The sequence below is a fragment of the Acidithiobacillus sp. IBUN Pt1247-S3 genome (genome assembly GCF_041146875.1).
Classification (GTDB): Bacteria; Pseudomonadota; Gammaproteobacteria; order Acidithiobacillales; family Acidithiobacillaceae; genus Igneacidithiobacillus.
In genome coordinates this window covers 56,653-81,988 of record NZ_JBFRXP010000004.1, presented here as the reverse complement: position 1 = coordinate 81,988, position 25,336 = coordinate 56,653, and the positions used below count along the sequence as shown (strand labels likewise).

21 protein-coding genes and 1 riboswitch are annotated in these 25,336 nt (G+C 58.6%); of the genes, 9 read left to right on the top strand and 12 right to left on the bottom strand.

Features of this window, described 5'->3' with window-relative positions; all coding sequences use genetic code 11:
* Window positions 1-40 precede the first annotated feature (40 nt).
* Window positions 41-1,129: a cytochrome d ubiquinol oxidase subunit II gene (locus AB4090_RS04200; protein WP_369572609.1), complete on the top strand. Its 1,089-nt coding sequence runs from the start codon at window positions 41-43 to the stop codon at window positions 1,127-1,129.
* Between the two features lie 67 nt (window positions 1,130-1,196).
* Here the strand turns inward: AB4090_RS04200 and AB4090_RS04195 are convergent, their stop codons facing one another.
* Genes AB4090_RS04195 through AB4090_RS04185 form a run of 3 tightly spaced genes read right to left on the bottom strand, consistent with a single transcriptional unit; the run spans window position 1,197 to window position 3,417 of the window.
* Window positions 1,197-1,967, bottom strand: coding sequence for a TIGR02186 family protein (locus AB4090_RS04195; protein WP_369572608.1), 771 nt, complete (start codon window positions 1,965-1,967; stop codon window positions 1,197-1,199).
* Complete coding sequence (locus AB4090_RS04190; RefSeq protein ID WP_369572607.1) at window positions 1,967-2,875, bottom strand: sulfite exporter TauE/SafE family protein; 909 nt, start codon at window positions 2,873-2,875, stop codon at window positions 1,967-1,969. Before AB4090_RS04190 ends, AB4090_RS04195 begins: the two co-directional genes overlap by 1 nt.
* Before the next feature lie 2 nt (window positions 2,876-2,877).
* Window positions 2,878-3,417 carry a universal stress protein gene (locus AB4090_RS04185; protein ID WP_369572606.1) on the bottom strand — a complete coding sequence of 180 codons (540 nt, stop codon included), beginning with the start codon at window positions 3,415-3,417 and terminating at the stop codon, window positions 2,878-2,880.
* Window positions 3,418-3,561: 144 nt separating this feature from the next.
* Here AB4090_RS04185 and AB4090_RS04180 point away from each other — a divergent pair, with 144 nt between their 5' ends.
* Entirely contained in the window at window positions 3,562-4,968 is a 1,407-nt protein-coding gene (locus AB4090_RS04180; protein ID WP_369572605.1) for an NAD(P)/FAD-dependent oxidoreductase, read from the top strand.
* 9 nt (window positions 4,969-4,977) lie between these two features.
* Here the strand turns inward: AB4090_RS04180 and AB4090_RS04175 are convergent, their stop codons facing one another.
* Window positions 4,978-5,643 carry an alpha/beta hydrolase gene (locus tag AB4090_RS04175; RefSeq protein ID WP_369572604.1) on the bottom strand — a complete coding sequence of 222 codons (666 nt, stop codon included), beginning with the start codon at window positions 5,641-5,643 and terminating at the stop codon, window positions 4,978-4,980.
* Complete coding sequence (locus tag AB4090_RS04170; RefSeq protein WP_369572603.1) at window positions 5,636-6,781, bottom strand: sigma-54 interaction domain-containing protein; 1,146 nt, start codon at window positions 6,779-6,781, stop codon at window positions 5,636-5,638. The genes AB4090_RS04175 and AB4090_RS04170 overlap by 8 nt, the downstream gene beginning before the upstream one ends.
* Before the next feature lie 393 nt (window positions 6,782-7,174).
* Between AB4090_RS04170 and AB4090_RS04165 the strand changes: the two genes are divergently transcribed.
* From AB4090_RS04165 to AB4090_RS04145, 5 genes are all read left to right on the top strand, one after another.
* Entirely contained in the window at window positions 7,175-7,888 is a 714-nt protein-coding gene (locus AB4090_RS04165; protein WP_369572602.1) for an MBL fold metallo-hydrolase, read from the top strand.
* A 10-nt stretch (window positions 7,889-7,898) separates the two neighbouring features.
* Window positions 7,899-9,536 (top strand): cytochrome ubiquinol oxidase subunit I, encoded by a 1,638-nt coding sequence (locus AB4090_RS04160; protein ID WP_369572601.1) that lies wholly within the window; start codon window positions 7,899-7,901, stop codon window positions 9,534-9,536.
* Window positions 9,537-9,582: 46 nt separating this feature from the next.
* The gene (cydB, locus tag AB4090_RS04155) at window positions 9,583-10,716 is read left to right on the top strand and encodes a cytochrome d ubiquinol oxidase subunit II (RefSeq protein ID WP_369572600.1); all 1,134 of its coding nucleotides are present in this window, start codon (window positions 9,583-9,585) and stop codon (window positions 10,714-10,716) included.
* Between the two features lie 12 nt (window positions 10,717-10,728).
* Entirely contained in the window at window positions 10,729-10,932 is a 204-nt protein-coding gene (locus AB4090_RS04150) for a hypothetical protein (protein WP_369572599.1), read from the top strand.
* Between the two features lie 176 nt (window positions 10,933-11,108).
* Window positions 11,109-11,570: a hypothetical protein gene (locus AB4090_RS04145; protein ID WP_369572598.1), complete on the top strand. Its 462-nt coding sequence runs from the start codon at window positions 11,109-11,111 to the stop codon at window positions 11,568-11,570.
* Between the two features lie 6 nt (window positions 11,571-11,576).
* On the opposite strand, the gene thiC is transcribed toward AB4090_RS04145, so the two are convergent.
* Window positions 11,577-13,433: a phosphomethylpyrimidine synthase ThiC gene (gene thiC / locus AB4090_RS04140; RefSeq protein WP_369572597.1), complete on the bottom strand. Its 1,857-nt coding sequence runs from the start codon at window positions 13,431-13,433 to the stop codon at window positions 11,577-11,579.
* A 28-nt stretch (window positions 13,434-13,461) separates the two neighbouring features.
* A riboswitch (TPP riboswitch) is annotated at window positions 13,462-13,554 on the bottom strand.
* A 93-nt stretch (window positions 13,555-13,647) separates the two neighbouring features.
* On the opposite strand from thiC, the gene AB4090_RS04135 reads away from it, so the two are divergent.
* Window positions 13,648-14,790 (top strand): glycerate kinase, encoded by a 1,143-nt coding sequence (locus AB4090_RS04135; RefSeq protein WP_369572596.1) that lies wholly within the window; start codon window positions 13,648-13,650, stop codon window positions 14,788-14,790.
* Window positions 14,791-14,830: 40 nt separating this feature from the next.
* Here the strand turns inward: AB4090_RS04135 and glcF are convergent, their stop codons facing one another.
* From glcF to AB4090_RS04110, 5 genes are read right to left on the bottom strand one after another with little or no spacing between them, the layout of a single operon-like run.
* Window positions 14,831-16,090 (bottom strand): glycolate oxidase subunit GlcF, encoded by a 1,260-nt coding sequence (gene glcF, locus AB4090_RS04130; protein WP_369572595.1) that lies wholly within the window; start codon window positions 16,088-16,090, stop codon window positions 14,831-14,833.
* A gap of 9 nt (window positions 16,091-16,099) precedes the next feature.
* Complete coding sequence (gene glcE, locus AB4090_RS04125) at window positions 16,100-17,161, bottom strand: glycolate oxidase subunit GlcE (protein ID WP_369572594.1); 1,062 nt, start codon at window positions 17,159-17,161, stop codon at window positions 16,100-16,102.
* 1 nt (window position 17,162) lies between these two features.
* On the bottom strand, window positions 17,163-18,638 hold the full coding sequence (locus AB4090_RS04120) for an FAD-linked oxidase C-terminal domain-containing protein (protein WP_369572593.1): 1,476 nt from the start codon (window positions 18,636-18,638) through the stop codon (window positions 17,163-17,165).
* Between the two features lie 2 nt (window positions 18,639-18,640).
* The gene (locus tag AB4090_RS04115; protein ID WP_369572592.1) at window positions 18,641-19,966 is read right to left on the bottom strand and encodes a four-carbon acid sugar kinase family protein; all 1,326 of its coding nucleotides are present in this window, start codon (window positions 19,964-19,966) and stop codon (window positions 18,641-18,643) included.
* Between the two features lie 15 nt (window positions 19,967-19,981).
* Window positions 19,982-22,195, bottom strand: a complete 2,214-nt coding sequence (locus AB4090_RS04110) for a phosphoketolase (protein WP_369572591.1) — start codon at window positions 22,193-22,195, stop codon at window positions 19,982-19,984.
* Window positions 22,196-22,280: 85 nt separating this feature from the next.
* Between AB4090_RS04110 and AB4090_RS04105 the strand changes: the two genes are divergently transcribed.
* Window positions 22,281-23,078 (top strand): IclR family transcriptional regulator, encoded by a 798-nt coding sequence (locus AB4090_RS04105; RefSeq protein ID WP_369572590.1) that lies wholly within the window; start codon window positions 22,281-22,283, stop codon window positions 23,076-23,078.
* 215 nt (window positions 23,079-23,293) lie between these two features.
* Here AB4090_RS04105 and AB4090_RS04100 read toward each other — a convergent pair whose 3' ends face one another.
* A complete protein-coding gene (locus tag AB4090_RS04100) occupies window positions 23,294-25,336 on the bottom strand; it encodes a transglycosylase domain-containing protein (protein WP_369572589.1) in 2,043 nt (680 codons plus the stop codon).

Here is a 25,336-nt window from a genome sequence, read left to right as displayed (position 1 = left end):
AACAGCAATCGGGGGCTTTTGCCCCCGTGGAGGAGCAAAAATGGATCATATTGATCAAATTCTACGCATCCACAGTGCACTGAGCACCTTCTGGTGGATTTTATTGGGACTCTTTTTCGTCATCTACATTGTACTCGATGGCGCCGATCTGGGAGCCGGTGTGTTTTCTCTCTTGCTCAAGGATGAAAACGAACGGGCTGCCGTCATGGCATCCATGGCCGGTACCTGGGACGCCAATGAAACCTGGCTGGTGGTTGCCGGTGGCGTGATTTTCGGGGCCTTCCCCCTGGTCTACGGCGCTACCTTCAACTACCTGATGATTCCGCTGATGTTCGCGCTCTGGGGCATCATCTCCCGTGCCGTCGCCTTTGAGTTCCATGTACATGCCAAGGGTTCCAGAAAATTCTGGGGCACGATGTTCGGGCTCGGCAGTCTGATTGCTGCACTTTTCGCCGGCATCGCCCTTGGCGCCACGCTGCTCGGTTTTCCCATGAGCAAGGAAAATGCGCAAGGGATCACCAGTGCTGCTGACCCCTTCGCCAACACCATCCCGCACTTCTCCGGCAATGCCTTGAGCTTTATCAGTGCATTCAGTATCTGGACCGGTATTGGCGCGCTCATCGCTGGCGGCTTGGCTGGCACGCTATACCTTTGTGCGCGGTTCCAGCAGGATGATCCCATCTACAAAAAGGCGCACTCCTGGGCAACGATCTTTTCCTTCCTTGCCTTGGCCGCGGTTGTGATCACCTTAATCTGGTCTTATGCGATCATGCCCGATGCCGGTAAATGGACAGGCAGCGGTTGGTTTGGCTGGTTGGTGCTGCTGGTCGCCATCCTGATTGCCGCCTACAAGATGATGGCTGCGCACTCGGCGCATCGGGACTTTCCGGCCCTGCTCTGGTGTGGCGCCATTGTGCTATTGATGTGGGGCGGCATGTGGGCGACCAACTTCCCGTATATCATCCCACAAACCTGGACCATCACCGCTGGCGGCAATCCCGCTAATGACTTGGCCATCCTCACCCTGTTCATGACCGGCTTTGTGCCCGTAATGATCATGTACAACGCCTATCAGATTTGGGTTTTCCGTCACCGCATCACCCACATGGCGGGCTACGAGAGCCATTGAGCAGCGATCTAGCAAACAACAAGGGGCCTTCTGGCCCCTTTTTCATGTCCCTGACAGCTCGGATCGGTCAGCTTTTCCGCTGCATGATAATGCCAAGCCCCAGTCCCAGAGTCGCGAGGATGAGGGTCAGGACAATGCCATATAGCCAGGGCTGAGTGTCCGCAGACTTCGCGATCCACTCTTCCAAACCCACCTGCTGCACCTCAATCTTTTGCGCACTTTGCGCCAATACCTTGCCCTTGTGAACAAGATAGACATCTAGCTCATAGGCACCCAAGGGCAGCGTCGCCGGCAGGTGCAAATGGGCCGAAAACAAGCGTCCATCCTGTACTCGCACACCAGTGGAGCTGATCTGGTAGGCGCCTTGCCGCTCCTTGGCGGCAATAACCGCTTTTACCCAGGCGTCTGCTTCGCGCGGTTCTGGATCATATTTTGCCTTTTCCAAAATTCCCCGCGGATCGAGTCCCAAGGTATCTCGCTCTGCGGAGGGCAGAATGCTATCCAAAGGCGCGGAGGAAGCGATCTGTAGCACTCCCGGAAACTGGCTTACCGTAACCTTCTTTCCGGTTACCCAAATCGGGCCCATCTGCGTCTTACGTGTCACAGCGACTGCACTATCTGGAGAGCGCAGTACCACAATCACTTGTCCAGGGTGAGAAAGGGCACCAAAAACGAGGAGATCGCGGCCACGAAAGCGGCTGGTAACGTCCACTCTGTCGGTATCCGTATCCAACAAAACGCTCGCCGCCTTCACCGACGCCTGTGCAATCGTGGGAACGGAAATCGGTACTGCGAGAAATGAGACCATCAGAAGAATACGCAACAATTTCTTTCGCATCAGAGCACCTGCGATACCTGGAAGGCATGCTCTGGGGGAATGACCAGCCCCAGCCCCATCTTCACTGCCACCGCCACTACCACCAAGGCCAGGACCAAGCGCAACTGCTCCCCCGGCATGCGCGCGCCCAAACGGGCGCCAAACTGCGTACCAAAAATAGAGCCCACCACCAGTGCCAGGGCCAAATAAGGGTCTACCGCATGGTTCATGCCGGCTTGCAGGATGCCCACCTCGGCAGTAGTGAACAGGAGCTGAAACAAAGAGGTACCGATGACCACTTTGGTAGGCATCTTGAGCACATAGAGCATGATCGGGACCATGACAAAGCCGCCGCCCACGCCCATCAGCGCGGTAAGCACACCCACGGCAACGCCCAGGCCCAAGGGCAGCAAAACGGTAGTGCGCAAAGCGGAGACCGGAAAGTTCATCTGCCAGGGCAGTCGATCAACCCAAGAGGATCTTTTCTCCTGCACCGGCTTGTTTTTCTTCTTGCCGCGCACTGCCATTAGCGATTCGATGAGCATGGAAATGCCGATAAAGCCCAAAAGGCCAACGTAGAGGAAGGAAACGACCAGGCCAAAATGCCCACTCTGTTCCAGGATTTTCGCGACGTGCACGCCAATCAGACCACCGGTCCAGCTCCCAACGAGGAGGACGATGGCCATGCGCATGTCGACATTCCCCATGCGCCAGTGCGCATAACTGCCCACGGACGAAGCACCAACGATCTGCGCCGCGCCGGTACCCACAGCAATTAGTGGCGGGACGCCAACGAAAATCAGCAACGGCGTGATCAGAAAGCCCCCGCCCACGCCCGTGAGCCCGGAAAGGAATCCGACGATCAAGCCAAAGCCCACAATCATGAAAATGTTGATGTCCATGTGGGCAATCGGCAAATAGACTTCCACGCTCAAGCCTCCTCTTGCTTCGCTTCAGCACCGAGTTGCGCGACCCCGGCGCAGATCTGTCCTTCCAAGGCATCCGTAGGCACCGTAAGTACCGGCACCCGCAAACTCAGGCTGAGTTTGGCCCCAAGATCGCCTAAGGCATGTGGTAAGCCGCGCGGCTTACTCTCCGTGCCAAACCCCTGACGGCCAACTACCACCATGATGATCTGCGCATCAGCGGCGACAATCTTGGGGATTTCGACCTCAGGCACACCACTGGCAATAAAATACTCTGGCAGATGCAGGCCACAGGCCTCATGGATACGCTCTGCGACCCCCTGCAGGGTCTTTTCTGCCTCGGCCCTTGCCTCTTGCATGAGGCGATCCCGCAGTCCCTCGGAGAATAGTCCGCTGCCAAAGCCCAAAGGCACCTGCGGCACCTGCAAGACCGTCACCAGCCCCAAACGACCAGAGAGCAGACTCGCGAAACGCGCCGCCACCCCCGCCGCCACCAAGGCATTTTGTGAGCCATCCACGGCCGCCAGTATCAGATGTTCTGCCATGCCTGCGCCCCCATCAAAAGATTTTGCAAATCATACCGAAGGCCAATCATCACTGTCGACCTCCTTGTTTGCGTTGCACTTCTGCTCGATGGCTGAGTTGGCTCGGAAAAACGGGTACACTGGGCATAACGACATGAGGGCTTTATGAAAGAATTCGACATTGTCATCATTGGTAGTGGTCCGGGTGGATACCGTGCGTCCGTACTCGCCACCCTGCGCGGCAAAAAAGTCGCCATCATCGAAAAAGGTGTCTGGGGCGGCACCTGCCTCAATCGCGGCTGCGTGCCCAAGAAAGACTGGCACGAGACTGCCAAGTGGATCGAAAATAGCCGCCACTTTGCCGGGCGCGGAATACTTGGCGAAACCCTGCGCGGCAACATGGCGCAGGCCTGGCAACACCAACACAAAGTCGTCGAGACCGTACGTGAAAGCTATGTCGATTATCTCAAGCGCCTTGGTGTGCAGATGTACAGTGGTGTCGGCAGCTACCGCAGCGCGCGCGAGATCATGATCCAGACGCCGGCCGGTGAGGAAACCATCCACACCGAGTATAGCGTTATCGCGACCGGCTCCACGCCGCGCCTACCCCAGGGTGCAAATCTGCAAAGCGGCAAGATTCTGCACAGCGACATGCTCTTTGATGACGGCGTACCGCAGGGCGATCGCGTCATTATCGTTGGCGGCGGCGTGATTGGTACAGAGTTCGCGTACATCTTTACCCAGTTGGGCAAGGAAGTACGCTGGCTGGTCAACTCCGCCCCCCTTCACCACCTGCGCTACTCCCCGCAGGCGAAAGACGCGCTGATGGATGCCCTGACGGAACTACAGATCGAGCCGCGCCGCAAATTTGCCGTGGCCAATTCTGGAGTCGATGGCGAACAAGCCTGGGTCGCGAATGCCGACGGCGAACGGGAAAGCGCAGACTGGGTACTCTTTGCTACCGGGCGCGCAGCCCATACGGAGGCTCTGGGGCTCGCGAATACCGCCGTTGTTACTGACGACCAGGGTTTTGTGCAGACAGACGAGCACCTGGAAACCGCAGAGAGTGGCATCTATGCCATTGGCGATGTGGTCGGGCCCTACATGAACGCGAACCAGGCCTTGGCGGATGCCACTTTGGTCATCGACAACATCCTTGCAGACAACAGGCGCGAGCGCGCGCCCCTATGGGTGCCAGAACTGGTGTACTCGGCGGTAGAACTGGCGCGCATCGGCATGGATGAAAATGAGGCAGAAGATGAGGGTTTTGAGCCGGCCGTGGGCTTTGCCGCCTTCGAGACCTCGCCGCGAGCCTTAGGGCAGGACGACACCCGCGGTTTTGCCCGCATCCTTGCCGACATGGACAGCGGCGAATTCCTGGGTGGCGAGATTGTGGGTCGTGATGCCGGCGAGCTGATCCATCTGTTATCGCAAGGGAGTGACCGCGAGGAGATCCTACGGCGCATTGCCAACTCCCCGGTCAATCACCCCGCCCGTGCCGAGGAGTTGCTTAACGCCACCGAGACCTTAGCCGCGCGCTGGGGTCTCGGCGAGTTCATTTTCGCAGACTAGACGCACATGCTACCCGACGTGGGATGCGAGAAAATCCCGCGCCGCTACGATCTCTTCAGCAACAATGTTGTGCGCCATCGGGTAATCATGGCGCTCTAGCTGGTAGCCCTGCCGCTGCAGGATCTCCTCTCCCCACTGCGCGTAGGACAAGGGCAAGATGTCATCGCGGGTACCGTGGCCCCAAAAGATCGGGGCAGTATCTTGCCTTGCTGCTGGTGTGCTGTGGCGCAACGGCAGATAGCCGCTGAAGATCAGCAGCGCACGGGCGGCAAAATGTGCATGCAAGTGCAGGTACAACGATAAAGCCGCCCCCTGGGAAAACCCACCCAGAATCAGCTCCCGTCCTGCCAAAACGGGGGCCAAGGCGCTGCGCAGAGCGTCAGCGATTTCCTGCATACCCGCGCCATCCTCAGCGGAATCGGGCCCGAGGCCCAACAGATCATACCAGGCGGGCATCACATAGCCACGATTCAAAGTCACGGCACGCCGTGGCGCATTGAGGGTAAGCAGGTGATATTTCTGTTCCGAATCGAGAAACTCCGCCACGTCCTGCATATCCTCCTGGCTGGCACCAAGCCCATGCAGAAGCAACAGCACCGGCGCATCTGCTTGTGCCGTTGGGCGCTGCCATGAGCCGGGTGCCCAATCTGCCTGGGGCAAGGCGTAGTCAGCCATGTTGCAGATCCTCTTTTTCGTGCGAGCTGCCGATGCTTTCCAGTTTGCGATAGAGGGTTCGTTCGCTCAGCCCCAAAGAGCGTGCCAGACTAAGGCGATCTCCGGGGTGCATCGCGCGCGCCCAGCGCAGGTAGCGCTCTTCCATTTCTGCCAGGGGAACCAGAGAGGAAAAATCCATTGCCGTAGGAGCGGACTGCGCATGTGGTGACCGCCGCAAATTCCCCGGCAAATGCTCCGCCAGAATCAACACATCATCTGCCAACAACGCCGCACGATTCAGTATGTTGCGCAGCTCACGGACATTCCCTGGGTAATCATGTTCCAGCAGAAGCTGCAATGCCTCGGGGCTTAGGCGCGAGCGCGGATAGCCCAGATGTTGGAGGAGAAACTCTGCAATCTGTGGGATATCCTCGCGCCGCTCGCGCAGGGCCGGCAAGGTGATGGGGAAGGCGCTGATGCGATAATAGAGATCCTGGCGGAAGGTTTCCTCCCGCACCATGCGTTCCAAATCGCGGTGCGTGGCCGAAATCAGGCGAAACTCAGAATGAATCGGTTCGATACCCCCAACCCGCCGAAACGTCCCGGTTTCCAATAAACGCAGGAGCTTGACCTGCAAGGGCAACGGAATATCGCCAACTTCATCAAGAAAGAGCGTGCCACCATTGGCCGCCTCGGCAAGGCCAATCTTGCGACTATGGGCGCCAGTAAAGGCCCCTTTCTCATAACCAAAAAGCTCACTCTCAAACAGGGTTTCCGAAAGACCAGAGCAATCCAACACCACAAAGGGACCATGTGCACGTTGGCTGGCGCGATGAATCATTCCGGCGGCAAGTTCCTTACCCGTACCCGACTCACCGAGCAAGAGCACCGGCACCTCGCTCGGGGCGGCACGATGCAATAGGCGCGAGAGTTGCTGCATCGCTTGTCCTTGGCCCACCAAGCCTAGGGGTGGCGCATCCTGATCCGGCAGAGGGGTGAGCAATTCCAGAAAATAGGCTGGCTTGCCGTCGGCATTACGAATGGGGAACAAATCGATCTGCAAGGCACGTCCGTCGTGCATATGCACCGTGTGCTGCACACTAGCGTTTTGTTGGCAGCGATCCAGCGGACACTCGTTACCAGCATCCCCACAGGGCATACCAACGCTGCGCAGAATCTCGTCACACTGGCGCCCCTGCAGAGGCTTTCCATCGCCAAACTACTTGCGATACGCCTGATTTGCCGCGAGTACCGTGTGGTCTGCCTCCAAAAGCACCGCAGGCAAGGCAAAACAATCGAGCAACGAAGTCAGCTCCGGTCGCAATTGTTTCAGCATTGGCCGTCCCCCTTAGTCGTCAGCACGCTGTCAATTATAGCAGCACTGCCAACTCATTTCTGCCAATTTTGGCAGTTTCCCTGCCGTCCACGTAGCGCAAGCAATCTCTCCATCGCGGCACAGCCAAGTTTATCAGCAGTTACGAGCGACAGCGACAAAATAAGATATTGGCATGACATTTGCTGATATACAGGAAATTGCTGTGGGGAGGCTCCCATGATTTTTCGCCAGATCTGCCCTGAGAAAGAGGGTGCCCTCGCCTATGTCCTAGGCGACCCCATCACCCGCGAGGCGGTAGTCATTGATGTTGCCGAAACGCACTTGGCAGCCGTCGAGGATTTTCTCCGCAGTCGCGGACTGCAACTGCACTTGCTGCTGGTTACCCACTGGAACAGCAGTCACGAGAAAGCTGCCCAGATCCTGCGCGAGCGCTGGGGCGCCAGACTCGCCGCGCACGAGAGCATCAATGCCATCTGCGTCGACATGCGTATTCGCGACGAAGACGTGCTGTATTTTGGCGAAGAATCCCTGCGCGTATTTCATACCCCGGGTCTCACCTCCTGCGCGCTGATGTACGCCTGGAACGACCGCGTGTTTACCGGTGAAACGCTGCTGGTGCGAGGTCTGCACCCCAAACTGCGGGGCAAGGCGCGCAGCAATCTACTCGCCAGAATCCATGCCCTGCTCGAGCGTTTTCCCGAGGAAACCCTGCTCTACCCAGGGCGCGAAACCCAGGGCCGCCGCCTGAGCAGCATCGAGGAATACCAGCGCCGCAGCCAGTCGAGCTCCGGAGGAGACTCAGCGGGCCTGCTGCATCGTTATAGTCGTTTATTACAAAACAAAGCCGCCGCAAAGCAAGTGGAAAAAGTGCGGGCAGAAAAAGATCTGCACCGTTATGTGCCGGGACAGGACGTACCGGCGTCTTTGTAGGAGGTAGTCCATGGATATGCTGATCAATCCGACGGTGGTGGAGCTGTCACGCCTGCAGTTTGCGTTAACGGCTTTATACCACTTTCTTTTTGTGCCCCTCACCCTGGGGCTCACCTTCATTCTCGCCACTATGGAAACGGTATATGTGGTGACGGGCAAACAAATCTATAAAGAGATGACCCAATTCTGGGGCAAGCTCTTCGCCATCAACTTCGCCCTCGGTGTCGCTACCGGCCTGACCATGGAGTTCGAGTTTGGTACCAACTGGTCCATGTACTCGCATTTCGTGGGTGACATCTTTGGCACACCGCTGGCAATCGAAGGGCTCATGGCCTTTTTCATGGAGTCCACCTTTGTCGGTGTCATGTTCTTTGGCTGGGATCGTATGTCAGCCAAGGCGCACTTGGTGGTCACCTATCTCGTGGCACTGGGTTCCAACCTCTCGGCACTGTGGATCCTGATTGCCAACGGGTTCATGCAAGACCCGCAGGGTGGCACCTTTGACCCCAACACCATGCGTATGCAGTTCACCAGTTTCGTGGGACTGATCTTCAACCCCGATGCCCAGGCGAAATTCGTGCATACCTCCATTGCCGGCTTCGTGACCGGTGCGATGTTCGTCATGGCCGTCTCCGCCTATTACCTGCTCACCAAGAAGCGGCGTGACATTGCCTTGCGCTCGTTCCGGCTGGCAAGCATATTCGGTGTGATTTCTACCGTGGGTGTAATCACCTTGGGTGACGCGTTGGGCTATATCGACGCCCACTCCCAGCCGACCAAATTAGCGGCCATGGAAGCCATCTGGCAGACAGACCCGCACCCGGTTTCTGCCTCTTGGAATCTGATTGCCTTGCCTAGCCGGACCGATCAAAAGAACCTTTTTGAAATCAGCATTCCCTATGTGCTGACTCCCCTACTGACTCACAGTGAGGACACGGTCATTCCTGGCATCATCCAACTCGAGCAAGAGGCCAAACCCAGAATCGAGAATGGCATCAAAGCGATGATCGCCCTCAAGGCCTACAATGCCAACCACAGTGATACGGCTGCCTTGTCAACTTTCAATGCGTACGAGAAGGACATGGGCTACGGCTTCCTCGCCAAGGAATTTGCCCCCGATCAGGATCTTGCCAAAGTCAACGCCAGCAACCTGCCAAGCGTGCTCGACAAGACTGCCAAGGCGACCATTCCCAATGTCTGGGTGGAATTCTGGGCCTTCCGCCTGATGGTGGCAGCTGGCGTCTTCATGCTCGTGCTTTTTGCCTTCGCTGCCTACTACAGCCTGAAGAATGAGATCGAGAAACACCCCTTGTTCCTCAAGATTGCGTTGTGGAGCGTGCCTTTGCCGTGGATCGCTTGTGAGTTTGGTTGGATCACGGCGGAAAATGGCCGTCAACCCTGGACCGTTTACGGTTGGCTGCCCACCTTCGTATCGGCCTCAAGCCATAGTGTCGGGTATATGATCTTTTCACTCATTGGCTTCGTGCTGCTTTACAGCACCTTCATTGCGGCGGAGCTTTACCTGATGTTCAAGTACGCGCGTCTCGGACCGCAGGAGAGCCATCACCATGGCGGGGCGCCTGCAGCTGGTGGTGGAGGCATGGCAGGACAACCGGCCTTTGCCAAACCGAGCCTGGATCGATCCTGAGCAACATGGGCGAGGCCACGCGCCTCGCCACATTAAGGAGCACAAAATGGATGCATATGTTTTTCTGAAAGTCCTGTGGTGGTTGCTTTTGGGCGTACTGCTCATGGGCCTGGCCATCATGGTGGGCATGGATATGGGTGTCGGCGCGCTGATGCGTTTTGTCGGCAAGACCGATGGCGAGCGACGCGAGGCCCTGAATATCGTTGGACCGCACTGGGACGGCAATCAGGTCTGGTTCATTCTGGGTGGCGGCGCCATCTTCGCCGCCTTCCCCAGCCTCTATGCCACTTCCTTCTCAGTCTTTTACATCGTCATGATCCTGCTGTTGTTTAGCATGATCATGCGTCCGGTGGCCTTTGAGTACCGTTCCAAGGTTCCCGCTCAGAAGTGGCGTGATACCTGGGACTGGGTCTTCCTGCTCTCGGGCGCCCTGCCAATGATCATCTATGGCGCAGCCATTGGTAACATCCTTGAGGGTGTTGGCTTCCACTTTGCTTGGGATGGCCAGTACTACCAGACCGAATCTTTCATTTGGTACCTGCTCAATCCCTTCGCCATCCTCTGTGGTGTGCTGGCTCTGAGTATGGCCATCTACCAAGGCTCGGCCATGCTGATGATTCGCGGCGTTGACCCCATCTACAGTCGTGCCAAAAACATCGGTTCGCTGGCGGGCCTGTTAAGTGCCGTTCTCTTCATCGTTGGCGGTATCTGGATCTCCTTCCAGAGCGGCTATGTGTTGCACGACGCCACGCCGGGCATGCCGGCCAATATCTCAGCGGCACAGAACGTTACCCGCTCGGCCGGGGCTTGGCTGAATAACTACCATAGCAGTCCTATCCTCTGGATCGTGCCCTTGATTGGCATTTTGAGCATGCTCTTTGGTTCCTTCGCCATGCGCGCCAAAAAAGCGGCTTTGGCTTGGTGGCTCGGTGCCTTGGCATGGATTGGCATCTTGGGTACGGTGGGAATCTCTATGTTCCCCTTCCTTATGCCCTCCAGCGACAACCCAGCCCAGAGCATCACTATCTGGAATGGTACCGGTAGCCAGTACAACCTGATCTGGATGACGATTTTCACCGCAATTTTCGTCCCCACCATCCTGGCGTACACCACCTGGTGTTTCAACGTCATGCGCGGCAAGGTTAAAGCGCCTTCCGCCCACGACGACCACGCTTACTGATAGGAGGCTTACATGAAAGGCTTACTGACACTCATAGTAGGTACCGTCATCATCGCCTTTGCCATCTTTCTGGCAGTGATTACTGGCGACTATGGCCCCTGGTACTTTGCCTGGCTGGTGGGCACCACCATGATCGTACTGATCTCGGCGGCTGGCGCGGCAATGTTCGACCACCAGGATGAAGAGCTGGATCAAAAAGGTATTTCTTCACGCTAGGAGGCGGCCATGCAGTACACAGACTTGGAAGATTTCATTTTCTTTCTGCCTTTAGTCTACATGAGCATTGCTTGGGTCATGTACCTCTACACCCGAAAACGCTTCAAGTAGCAACAAGTTCCATCGGTAGCGTATCCTTGGGGGCCTTCGGGCCCCTTTTTTTCTTGGAGGAAACCATGCCGCAATTTGCCATCTGGCAGTTTTTTCACCTGATCGCACTATTCTATTGGATCGGTGGGTTGGTATTTCTTGGATTTTACCTGCTGCCCCGTTGGGTACTTCAGGAGCACAGTGCCAAATCCTGGGCACTGCTACAGCAAGCCATACAAGCATTTTCCTTCGGTGGGATCTTCGCCGCCCTACTCCTGCTACTCAGTGGCTATGCCATGGTCATGAGCATTGGCGGTTTTGCCCAGCTCGGGGTAGCCATCTGGATCATGGTAGTGCTCGGGACTATTACCGCCCTTGGCGCCTTTCATCTCAACTTTGCGCCGCTGAAGCGCCTGCGCCGCGCCCTGGATGGGCAAGACTGGGCGGCAGCAGCAAAGGCGCTACGAGGCTACGGAATCTTCGCCCGTTTCCTCGCCGCCCTCGCCTTGATCCTGACCTTTGTTGGCGTCTTGGGTGTGTACCTCTGACCCTGATTAAGACTTGAGGTAGATATTTTTGCCCAAGCGTTGAAAATCCGCAGACTTCTCGCGCATGCCCTGCTCGGCATACTCTTGCAAGTCTTGGGTAATCTTCATCGAGCAAAAATGCGGGCCACACATGGAGCAAAAGTGCGCCAGCTTGGCACCTTCCTGGGGCAGGGTCTCGTCGTGGTAGGCCTGCGCCTTTTCCGGGTCGAGACCTAGATGAAACTGGTCCGCCCAACGGAACTCGAAGCGCGCCTTGGATAATGCGTTGTCACGCACCTGTGCCCCCGGATAGCCCTTGGCAAGGTCCGCTGCATGGGCAGCGAGCTTGTACGCCATCACGCCTTCGCGCACATCATCCTTGTCGGGCAAACCGAGGTGCTCTTTCGGCGTGACGTAGCAAAGCATGGCGGTGCCATACCAACCGATTTGTGCCGCACCTATGGCGCTGGTGATGTGGTCGTAACCTGGCGCAATGTCAGTGGTCAGTGGCCCCAGGGTATAGAACGGTGCCTCGTAGCAGTGCTGTAACTCCTCATCCATGTTGGCGCGGATACGCTGCATGGGCACATGCCCTGGTCCTTCGATCATTACCTGCACGTCATGCTGCCAGGCAATCTGCGTGAGTTCACCCAAGGTATGCAGTTCAGCAAACTGTGCTTCATCATTGGCATCGGCAATGGAGCCGGGGCGCAGGCCGTCCCCCAACGAGAAACTAACATCATAGGCCTGCATGATCTCGCAAATCTCGGCGAAATGGGTGTACAGGAAGTTTTCCTGGTGATGCGCCAAGCACCATTTGGCCAGGATTGAGCCACCGCGGGAGACGATGCCGGTGAGGCGATTGGCAGTCAACGGTACATAACGCAGCAGCACGCCAGCGTGGATGGTGAAGTAGTCCACCCCCTGCTCTGCCTGTTCGATGAGGGTGTCGCGGAAAAGCTCCCAGGTGAGTTCTTCGGCCTTGCCGTCGACCTTTTCCAAAGCCTGATAGATAGGCACCGTACCGATGGGTACTGGGGAATTACGCAGAATCCACTCGCGCGTCTCGTGGATGTGCTTGCCAGTAGAGAGGTCCATGACCGTATCGGCACCCCAGCGGATGGCCCAAACCATCTTCTCTACCTCTTCGGCAATGGAACTGCTGACGGCCGAGTTGCCGATATTCGCATTGATCTTGACGCGGAAATTGCGACCAATGGCCATCGGCTCGAGTTCGGGGTGGTTGATATTGGCAGGAATAATGGCCCGCCCACGCGCAACCTCGTCGCGCACAAATTCTGGCGTGTAGCGTTCGGGCAAGCCAGCCCCAAAGCTCTCTCCCGCATGGCTACGAAAGAGCGCAGGATGGGTCGCGCGCAACTGTTCCAAGTTCTCATTTTCGCGGATGGCGACATACTCCATCTCGGGCGTGATGATGCCAGCGCGCGCAGCGTGCATCTGCGTTACGTTGCCCCCCGGTGCCGCGCGACGGATCTCGGCGCGGCGCTGGAAGCGGATGGCGGCAGTCTTGGGGTCTTCCTGACGCTGACGCCCATAGGCCGAGGATGGCTCAATACTATGCACCAGTTTCGTCGGCAATACCCAGGGCCAGTGCCAGCGCTGTGGCGTGAGGCCAGCGCGGATGTCGATCTCCGCTTGCGGGTCGGTGTAGGAACCGCTCACGTCATAGACGGGAATGGCGGGATTTTCCACTAGGGAGTCATCACGCTGGCGCGTTGGGCTTTGTTCGATCTCGCGATGCGGCACCCGCAATACCGGGAATACGGTGCCAGAGGTGTAGCACTTGCGCGATCCGAGAATGGGACCGGTGGTGACTTCGCTATCGCTGGGAAGGGTACTGAGATCTTGGGGGCGAGTTGCCATGGCGTTGCTCCTTACAGAATCCGCGAACGCCAGAGATTGGCCGCTTCCCTACGCCGGTCTGAACCGGATCAGGTTCCAAGGGTACTTCTCAGCCCCAAACGGGACGCCCCTAGCGTTCATGAGCTTTGAGGATAGTATCAATGGCAGAAGAAAAGCAAGCTGCGCTGAACTACACTGTCAAAATGTGCTGAAAAGTAATCCAACGGAAATAACCATGCAGATACTGATTGTGCCAGACCACTTCAAGGGCAGTCTTACGGCGCAGGAGGCCGCCGCCGCGATTCACGTCGGCTTTCAAGCGATATTCCCGGATTGGCAATATCAGCTTCTGCCACTGGCCGATGGCGGCGAAGGGACCCTTGACCTGCTCTTGCAAGCACTGTCGGGAGAACGAGTCGCGGTACCCGTACAAGATCCCCTTGGCCGCATCATGGAAGCCGACATCGGCATTGTCGACGGTGGACACACCGCCCTCATCGAGATGGCGCAGGCAAGTGGCTTGCTGCTTTTGCGTCCAGACGAACGAAATCCATTGCAGACCGCGAGTACCGGCACTGGCGAGCTGATTCGCGCGGCACTCGATCAGGGTTGCCGCAAGATTGTCGTGGGCATTGGTGGTAGTGCGACGAACGACGGTGGTATGGGACTGCTCACTGCCCTGGGACTGCGCTTTTACGACGCCAGCGATAAGCTCCTGACTCCGTCTGGTGCGGCGCTGGCGCAGGTTCGGCAGATCGATACGCAGCACGTGGACGAGCGTTTGCGGGACTGCACGGTGGAGATCATCTGCGACGTCAACAATCCTCTGCTCGGTGCGTTTGGTGCGACGTACATGTTTGGCCCGCAAAAGGGCGCCGACACAAAGATGCTTGAGACCCTCGAAGCAGGCTTGAAAAACTATGCTGCCTGCATGGAGAAGACAATTGGCCGTACTATCCGCGAGATTCCTGGTAGCGGGGCTGCCGGCGGAGTAGGCGCTGCCTGCCTCGCCTTTCTCGACGCACAGCTGCGCCCCGGCATCGAGGTGATCGCCGAACTCATCGATCTCGACGAGAAAATTCGCAGCGCCGATCTCATCATCACCGGCGAGGGCTGCATTGATGCGCAAACCGTGCGTGGCAAGACCATTGCGGGTGTTGCCAGGCGTTGCCAACAATTCGGCAAGCCGCTCATCGCCCTCGCCGGCTCCCGCTCGGGTAGTGCCGACGCCTTGCGGGAGTTGGGTGTAGCAGTGGTCTTAACCAGTATCCCGCGTTTGGGAGAGGAAGCCGAAATTTTTGCGGGAGGGACCGAAGATTTACGTGAAACCGCACGGAATGTAGCGACGCTATTGCGGCTGGGCGGCGAGCGCCTGTAGTTAAGACTTAGCGATCACAACACCTGCGTTGCAGATGACGTCAAAGATGACCCAGCTCATTCTTGGGGCGGCCCATATTATTTATAGCCTCTGCCAATAACTCCAGCCAATGCCGCACCGGGACGCTGGATTTTTGCTGCAAATGCAATTGACAGCCAACATTTGCCGTGGCAATGCAATCTGGCACCTCGGCTTCCAAGCAGGACAATTTGCGTTGCCGCAACTCGTTGGCCAATTCTGGCTGCAGCAGCGAATAACTACCCGCAGAGCCACAACAGAGATGGCTATCCGCCACTGGCAGCAGTGTATATCCCGCACGCTGCAACAGGGTCTCAATTCGCCCGTGCAAACCCTGGCCATGCTGCAACGAGCATGGGCAATGAAATGCCACCTTGGTTTTGTGCGGGACGATACCAGGCAATTCGACATTCTGCGCAAGCAGCCATTCTCCAGGGTCGCGCGCCAGTTCGGCTATGCGTCTTGCCTTGTCGGCGTAAGCGGGGTCATGTTGCAGGGCCTGCCCATATTCTTTGAGCATGGCGCCGCAACCACTGGCGCTTGCCAGAATTGCCTCGGCGCCCTGCTCTATCCACGGCCACCAGGCATCGATATTGCGCCGCATGAAGCCAAGTGCTTCCTCCTCAGCACCCAAATGCAGGCTGAGGGCGCCACAGCAGCCCGCGGCAGCGGGAATCTGCCAGGGGATCTGCAAGGTGTCGAGAATTTTCTGTAACGCGAGATTGGTGCCGGGCGTGCTGACACTTTGCACACAACCCGCTAGCAGGAGCACGCGCGGGTAGTCGGAGCCCGGCCGGGTCGTCTCGACCGTGGGGGATGGGCAATCGGGAATCCGCCGCGCCCAGTCTTCGCGTAGTACCGATTTTACCGACTGGGCAAGCTGCAAGAATGGGCGTAAACGCCGGGGATAGGGAACAATGCTGCGTAACAGGGCGCGTTGCAGTCTTTCGCTTGCCGGTCGACCGAGAATCGGCTCCATTTCGCGGCGACCAATTTCTGCTAGCCGTGCATAACGTACTCCCGATGGACAGGTCGTTTCGCAGGCCCGACACATCAAACAACGATCCAGATGAATCAGACTTTCGCTAGTAGTCGGCGATCCCGCGAGAAAATCCTTAATGAGATAAATGCGTCCGCGTGGTCCATCAAGCTCATCCCCCAGGATCTGATACGTTGGACAGGTGGCGGTACAAAAACCGCAATGCACACAAGTGCGGAGAATGGCCTCGGCCTCGGCGATATCGGGGGCATCATGTAAGGCCGGAGTAATATCACATTGCATTTTTGCGCCTCACAAGTCCGTGTACAAACGGCCAGGATTGAGAATGTGCCGTGGGTCCATGGCCTGTTTCACGCGCGCATGCAGGGCACGCAGGGCATCTGGCAAGGGCGGAAAGGGCTGCAGATTCGCCGGCGCACGATAGAGAATCGCATGGCCATTTCGCTCTGCAGTTTGCGCACGGATCTGCTCGGCATCGGCGTCGCTGCGCAGCCAGCGCAGGCCACCGCCCCATTCCATCAGCTGCGGAAATTCCTCCAGGAAAGGGGAAGTGCTGGGCGGAACCGCCAGACGCCATACCGGCAGTCCAGCAGCAAAAAAGGAGAGCCGCTGATCACGAAGCTGCCCCCAGAACTGTGTTGCTTCGTCAGGGGCGAGGAGATCTCCACCAACCCGCGCACGCAGACCGGCAAGGGCGGATTCTGGCGCGGAAAAGCGCAGATAGAGTTGCCCACCCACATAGGCCGAGGCGCTCAGCGGGACAGGCTGTGCCACCCACTGATTCATCTCCCGGATCGCGGCGGCCGTCAGTCGCTCCTGAACAAAGGTCAAGTGGCGCAGCGGAACGGGTAAAACCTTGAGGCTCAGTTCCAGCAAAACGCCCAGCGTGCCTTGGGCGCCTACCATCAATCGCGAGAGATCGTAACCGGCCACATTCTTCATGACATGCCCACCAAAATGCAGGTTCTGCCCACGGCCGTCGAGGATACGCACCCCCAGCAAGTGGTCGCGTACGGCGCCGGCATAAGGCCGCGCTGGCCCGGAAAAGCCGCACGCGACAACGCCGCCAATAGTGGCATCCTCACCGTGACCAGGAGGCTCGAAGGCTAGCATTTGGCCCTGCTCGGCAAGGATTTCCTGCAGCTCCTGCAGGCGCGTACCGGCGCGCACCGTCACATAGAGTTCTGCTGGCTGGTAATCGACGATGCCCGTGTGCTCGCGCAGATCCAGCTCTGCATCGGCATCTACCGGACGACCGTAGAAAGACTTGGTGGCCCCCGCACGAATGCGCAAGGGACGCTGGGCGGCGGAGGCGTCTTGTACTTGCTCCTGCAAACGCCAGCTGATGTCCATCTCAAAAGCGCTCCAGCTCGGGAAATGGCAGTGCGCCAGCATGTACGTGCATGGCGCCGAGCTCGGCACAGCGGTGCAGGGTCGGCACCGCCTTACCGGGGTTCAGGCGGCCATCGGGGTCGAAGGCCGCCTTTATGCGGTGCATGGTTTCCAGCTCTGCGGCAGAAAACTGCACACACATGCTGTCGAGCTTTTCTACCCCGACCCCGTGCTCTCCAGTGATGCTGCCACCGACCTCCACGCACAGGGCCAGGATGCGCTGACCAAAAGATTCCGCCGCAGCGATCTGCCCAGGCAGGTTGGCATCATAAAGAATCAGCGGATGCAGATTGCCATCACCAGCATGGAAGACGTTGGCTACCGCCAGACCATACTCTGCCGACCATTTCTCGATCTGCTCGAGAACCTCGGCAAGGCGGCAGCGCGGAATTGTGCCATCCATACAATAGTAATCTGGCGCCATGCGACCCACGGCGGGGAAAGCGGCCTTGCGCCCCTTCCAGAGCAAGGCCCGGGTGTCAGGATCACGCGCAATACGGATGCTATCGGCGCCCTGGTCCCGCAGGATGCCCTCGACCTGCTCCACCCGCTGCCCAAGCTCCGCCTCGCCGCCATCGAGTTCGCACAGCAAAATCGCGGCGGCATCGCGCGGGTAGCCCGCGTGGACGAAATCCTCTGCTGCCTGAATGGCGAGGCGATCCATCATCTCCAGCCCGGCAGGAATGACGCCGGCAGCAATGATGGCGCTTACGGCATCTGCGGCAGTACATACACTGGCAAAGGCAGCCAGCAGCACAATAGTGTTTTCCGGGACAGGCAGCAAACGCACCGTCACCTCTACCACAATGCCGAGCAAACCTTCGGAACCAATGAACAAGGCGAGGAGATCATAACCGGGCAGGTCGGGCGCCAATCCACCGAGATGCAAGATTTCGCCATCCGCAGTGAGCACTTCCAGGGCAAGGACATTGTGTACCGTCAGCCCATACTTGAGACAATGCACGCCGCCGGAATTTTCCGCGACGTTACCACCAATGCTGCAGGCAATTTGCGAGGATGGGTCGGGGGCATAATAGAAGCCATGGGGCCGCGCTGCCTCGCTGATAGCGAGGTTGCGCACGCCTGGCTGCACGCGTGCCGTACGATTTTCTGGGTCGATACTGAGAACACGATTCATCCGTGCCAGAGACAGGAGCACCGCCCCGGCCACTGGCCGCGCACCACCCGAGAGCCCGGTTCCTGCCCCGCGCGGCACGACAGCAACCTGAAATCGCTGGCAAAGGCGCAGGATGGTCTGCACCTCCTCCCGGTCCTGGGGCAGGACAACGCAGAGAGGCAGCTCGCACAACACGGAGAGTCCATCACACTCATAAGGCTGCAGCGACTCCCGACCGAGCCGCACGCGCTCACTTGGCAGCGCCGCCGCCAGAGCCCGCAGAAAGTCCTGCTGTGCCTGGGTGTAGATGAGCTCCTCCACCCTCACGATTCCCCGCGCAGACGGCGGCGTGCCAGGGCCAAGGCATTTTCATCACCCACATTGCCCGGAAAGATCACCACCGGCAGCTCGGGAAACTGCGGATGATCCTTAGGGCACTGGACTACCGAACAACCCGGCAGGATCTGCCCTAGGACACGTGCCTGGCGTAGAGCGAGGCCGCTGCTCAAGACGTCATTGGAGGTAATGCCGCCCTTGCTGATCAAATAGCCCAAATCTTTCGGCATGGCCTGCAAGGCACGCATGAGAAAGGCAGACAGCGCCGCGCCAAAGGCTAGGCGCGTGCCCTGATCGGGAAACTGGCGCTCCGCGCGGCTGGTATACAGAACAATATCCTCGCCGCGCGCGTGGATCGCCTCTGCACGTTTCTGGATTTGTGCCAGTTGTTCTTCTGCCGGCGCACCCTGACAGGCATCAACGTTGACCTCGATCGCCTGTAAGCCGGGCTCGGCCAACAGGTGCTCCAGTTGCTCCGTCGTTTTGCGTACATGCGAACCGACCAGGATCAAACCCGGACGTCCGCCACGCACCCAACGAGCCATTTCCGTAGCAGGAACCGGCTGCGGCGGCAACGCGGCCAGTGCCGTCAGCAGGCTGGCCGCGCTGCGGAACAGAAATCGCTTTCCCCGTGCCACCGCCAGTTTCACGTCTCGGGCAAACGCTGCTAGATCTGCTGGCTCCTCGGCATCCACCGCAACACAGGCGTTGCCCTGCAAAGACAGTAGGCGCGGCAGACAACCCGCGCGCAGCTCTGCCAGAGAGAGAAGCTGTACGGCGGATGCTGGAACCCTGCCCTGAGTCTTTTCCGCAACGTAGTCCGGCAGGTAACTGTGCTGGTAGGCAAAGACCGAGTCGCGGGCAAACTCCGTCTCGTGTGCAGGGATATCCCGGCCGTTTTGGCGTACGTAGTGCGTGCCATTGCGGGTAATCCGCCCACCGTCAAAGAAGGCCGGCACGAGAAAGTGGGCGTCAAAAGGCCCGAGGACCTGCGCCAAGACATCGGTTTCCAGCGGATAATGCCCGCGCAGGGTAGAGTCCGAGCGGCTGACGAAGATCGGTGCTGGGCCTTTGGGCTCGCTATCCGCTAATACTTTCCGAAGATTCTCGGCGATTTCGCGGGTCACTTGTGCCGCCTGCGTAGCCGTCATCCCTCGACTGTTACTCAGAACGAAGCAGAGTGGCGACGGATCCGCCAAGCCCTCCGCCAAGGTCTGTGGATCCCAGCGCAGGAGTAGTGGACAGGAATGCACCGTCTGCGACCCGGTCGGGTCGTCATCAATGACGATGATTTTGCTCTGCGTCTCACTCATTTTCGTCGTTCCGGCTCAGGCCGACAGCGCCTGTATCTTGGCGACAATAGCCGCACTGGTCAGGCCGTTAAACTCCATCAGCTCGCCAGCACTGGCCGTGGTTTCGCCGCGGCGCCAGGCCAAGGTGTCGCGGTGCTGTGCGCGGCTGCGCAGAAACACTGGCTCCAGCGGCGCCGATCCGCCACCACTGATGCCCAGCAGAATCTCCCCGGTGAACAATGCGTGAAATTCTGCATCGCCCAGAAAATTGCGATCGGGTTCCGCGACCGTTTCCACCGCCACATCACTCGCGCGGTAGAGCTGGCGCGGGTTGAGCACGCTGACGATGCGGACCCCGTAGCCCTGCGCCTCCAGCTCTTCGCGAGCGGCAAAGACGGGCTGCAAAACCATATCGCCAGTGACCGCCAGGGTTACCGCGCCGCGCGCACCCGTGCTTTCGTGCAACAGTACCGCCCCACGCCGAATTGCCGCCCGCGCCGTCGCCATATCCAGATGTACTGGCAGCGGGCTTTTGGAGGCGATAATCACCATCACCTTGTTCCGACTCTCGACCGCGTATTCATAGGCAGCTTGCACCGCATTGGCATCGCAGGGATAGAGCAGGAATACGTTGCCATTGCGCATCTGCGCGGCAAAGTAGTTCTCGATCTCGGGACGTTGATGTGTCCAGCCGTTGCGCCCCTGCTCCAGGGCACCGGCAGTGAACATACAGACCACCGAGGGGGTCGGCCGCCGCAGTTCCGCCATCGCCTGACCTACCGTCTGCACGATGGGCCAACCGTTGATGACAAAGGATTCGTAAGACAGCCACAGCGAGCGACCACCGAAGAGGGCCAAGCCTACCGCCAAACCGGCGCAGGCATCTTCGTTGAGAGGCTCGTAGACCTGCCCATTGGGCATTTGATTGTAGAGCGGGTCTTCCGTGGGATGACGGATCTTCAGGGCATCGTTGATGTTCTTCATCGCCGAGGCCTCATTGCCGTCGGCATTGCTGACCACAAAACGCCGATCTTGCTGTCCGAGCCAGGCTACCAAGGCACCAAATGCCGTCGCTGGCACCGCCTGCTCGCCCACAGCAAAGTCCTGCACCGGGAAGGAGCCCAGCGGCGTTAATTCAAGTACTTTTTCCGTGACGACGGTTTGCCCGGCAGGGCCACCACCGGCGCGGCGGGCGTTTTCCCGCACCAAGGCCCAGGCCTCGGGTGCCAGTGCCAAACGCTCCAACGCCCCGCGAATTTCCGGAGACTCCAGGGTATCCTTGGGGTACAGGTTGTGCGACTTGGCGCCGCTTACATGCACGCCCGCACCTTTGAGCTGCTTGAAGATAACGGCAGTATGGCGTCCGTGCAGGGCGGCATCCGCCGCCCTTGCCGTCGCCGCCAGCACTGCCTTCATAAAGGCTAGGCGCTGCGCGAAGGAAAAGCGCGCCGAGTCGACATACGGCCCGGATTGATTGGCGTCATCAAAATCCTTGGCATCAATCAAAATGACTTCATCAAAGTCATGTGCCTTCCAGTAGGCAGTCATCTCGGCATTACTCATGCGCGAGACCATGGAGTGGTGTTCTTGGCTAAAGCCGTTCCAGACCAGAATCGGTAGATAGTTGGTGACTTGCGGATAGGCGAAGTGGAAGTGCTTCATGCTGCTCAGCACATAGGGTTCGCCAAAGCCACCGTCACCGATGGTCACGGGGAACAGGGTACCCGGATGCAGCAAGGCCCCAGCCATGGCGAAATGCTGTCCCTGCCCCAGCGGACCAGCGGGCGCCAAGAGCCCTGGGATAGCCCCGGAAAGATGGCCAAGCAAACCGTGGCGCTCGCGAAAACGCGCCATGAAATCCGTCATGTTATTGATCTGCATGGCCTCCAAAGAACCATCCAGAAACATCGCGCTATAGAAACCGGGCGCATGGTGCCCGACCTCGGTGACAATATTCGTATGCCCCAGCATGACCAAGGCCGCGTAGACATCGGCACTGGAGGCAAAACCACCGGGATGCCCAGACGATTTGGCGGCACAGACCTGCAGGGTGCAGTAGCGCAACGCATCAGCAAGCAGCAAGGTCTGATAAACCGCACGCTCATCCGCCGGGTCGGCGACCGCACTGGCTCCGTCGCGAATGGCTGCCTGGCTCCCACAACGCTCAAAATCCGGCCACTGCGTGCCAAAGCAAACCATGCCACGACAAAAATCGGGAGCTTGGGGGGGTAGAGTTGGTGTTTGCGTCATGATACTGGCATCCCGTAGTCAGAAAGGTTTAACTACATAGTAGTAGAGATACACATATTCCGCAATGAGGGAGATGTTCCGCATTATGAAAAATGAAAATTCTGCCTCCCATGGCTCCGTACAGGTCATCGACCGCCTGCGCCTTCTCTTGGACGCACTCGCACAGGAGGGCGGCAGCACTTCATTAAAGGTGCTTTCTGCCGTCACCGGCCTAGCCCCTTCCTCGGCATTTCGCATTCTGGCATCGGCACAAGAGAACGGCTTGGTGGAGCGTGATATCCAGGGAAATTATTGCTTTGGCAAGCGCTTATTAGAATGGAGCCGCGTTGTCCACGGTCGCGCCGACCTGCGCGCGTTGGCGCAGCCGAGCATGGCTTGGTTACGTGATCAAATCGAAGAAACCGTAAATCTGACCGTCGAACATGACGATGAGGTGCTGTACATCGAGCGCGTGCTTTCACCACGAATGATGCGGGTTGAGCAAGTCATCGGCTCGCGCGCACCATTACACTGCACTGCTGTCGGGAAATTGATGCTGGCACAACATGGCTATGACTGGGTACGCGATTATGCAAAACGCACCGGCCTACCTGCGCTTACCACCCATTCGCTTACCCAAGTCTCTACCCTCTGGAATACGGCGCAGCAAGCACAAAAAGACAGTTATGCACGCGATAATGAGGAGGCCGAGATCGGCGTTGGCTGTCTCGGCGTCCTCATTCACACTCCACTTCCCTGCCTCGTAGGTCTCAGTATCTCCTCGCCCATTCACCGCCGCAAAGAAGAGTGGATACCACTGCTACAGGAAACCGCCCAGCGCATCGAAAAACGCTTACAAGGACTAACCGTCGTTCTCGATCTCAACACGCCAACTACCAACTAATGACGCAAACCCGTAGCACAAGAAACAGAATCGTCGGCATCACCCTCAATTTCGATCGGTAAACCTGTTTGGCTCGCCAGATAATTTACACCCAACCCCACAGCCGCCAATCCATTTTATTGCTATGACACTAGCCCGATCGAGAGTATCTGGGGCAGCCTTAAAAATGAAATGGCCCACCACTGGAGTTCTGACTGTCAGGTGTTTTGCGTTTTCTACGGCTGCGTAGCGGTAGTGCTGCCCCACTCCACACTAGCGGCATTGATCTTCGGTACTGCCCGCAACGCCCGCGTCACCAGTTTGCCGTTGGCGTCGAGAATGCTGAGATGGTAGAAACCCGCCACAGGGGGTGTCCAGCGCACGCTTCTCAAGGCCGGGTTGGACGGAATGGGGCGACCATCCACCAGAAAATGAAAGGGTCGGCTGCCGCCGAGCACGCGAATACTGACCGGTTTACCGGCGGTCAGTTGTGCGCTCGGTGCAGGTGCGGCGATCTCCAGCAGGGTGCCCATGGGTAGTTGGTGCAGGGTCAGCGGCCGGGTGGGCGGATGCACCGACAAGGCGCGGCCCGGCAGGATACTGAAGATCCTGGCGAGAATCGGAATAGCGGCAAGGGCGGTATCACCGGGGAGGGCAGCACCGTTGGGCTGACCGATCCAGATAGCAACGGCGTAGCGGTGGTTCAAGCCAATGGCCCAATCGTCGCGGTTGCCGGCGCTGGTACCGGTTTTCCAGGCGATGCCGGTGGGGCCGCCGAAGGGGAAGGGACGGTTAAGGATGGCGATGACCTCCTCTGCCGCATGACGCGATAGCAGGCGTCGTTGTCTACGGCGCTGGCCAGCAATCAGATGCAGACGCTCCACCATCCCGCCATTCGCCAGCCCGGCATAAAGTGCCACCAGTCGACGCATGGAAATACCTGCGCCGCCCAAGGCCAGGGGCAAGGCCGGGTCGGCCCCGTAAGGCAACATCACTGGCGTGCCCGCCGCCGTCAGGTGTGCCGCAAAGCGCAAAGGCCCATAGGCTTTGATGAGGTCGATAGCGGGCACATTCAGCGAGCGCCGCAGCGCAGTGGTCGCCGTCACGACCCCCATGTAGGTGTCATTGTAATCATTGGGTTCATAGGCTCCGAAATTGCTGGGAAAATCGGCCACATTGGTGGTCGGGCGGATCAGCCCAGCTTCAAAGCTGAGTCCGTAGAGGAAAGGCTTGAGAGCCGACCCCGGCGAACGTATGGCTTGGGTCATGTCGATGAAGCCATCGCGCTGAGCATTGCCCCAGTCGCCACTGTAAATGGCGCGGATGCCTTTGGTTTTGAGACTGACCACCACGATGGCAACGCTCTCTGACGGCTCCATGTGGCGAAGGGTCTGCCGGGCGATGACGGCAATGGCGCGATCCATGGGCGCATTCAGAGTGGTGCGGGTGTCACTGGGCAGCGTCGAAACCGCCTGGGGCGAGAGCAGAGGCATGGGGTAGAGACGCTGGGGCAACGGGGTGGCCAAGGCGCGCTCCAACGCTGCCCGGGAAATGACGCCTTGCCGCCAGGATTCCCGCAAGATCTGATTGCGGGTGGCGAGGGCGGCCCGCGGATGAATCAGCGGATTGAGCTGGTTGGGGTTGCGCACCAGCATCACCAGAAAAGCCGCCTGCGCTGGTCCCAAGGTGCGCGGTGACTGGTGGAACCAGGCATGGGCGGCGGCTTCGACCCCCTCGATATTGCCACCCTCCGGGGCTAGGGATAGCCACATGCCCAGCACAGCAGATTTGGAATGGTGTTCGAAGAGGGAAATGGCCTGCATGGCTTCCAGCATCTTTACAGGTAGGGTGCGGGGCTGAGGATGGAGCATCCGTGTTACTTGCATGGTGATGGTGGAGGCGCCGGATACCACGTGACCCGCCAGTACTATCTGTCCCACGGCGCGAAGAATGGCGAGCGGGTCGACGCCGGGATCCCAGCGGAAATGCCGGTCCTCAATGGCCACCAGCATCCGTCGCATCACCGGGCTGATCTGTCGCGGACCGGTGGCGAAGGCCCACTGCTGCTGTTTATTTAGGAACATGGCCAGCACATGGCCGTGTCGGTCATAGATAATGCGGCCCTCTTGCGTCAGGGTCCTGGTACCGGGCGCCATAAACCAGGCGGTGACCGCCAGCACGCCGATGCCGGTAAGCATCCAGCGCCCGACCCGTCGCCACCAACGGTATTTACCTCGGGCCACACCACACTCCAGCGAGCCAGACCATCGCTTGGTCAT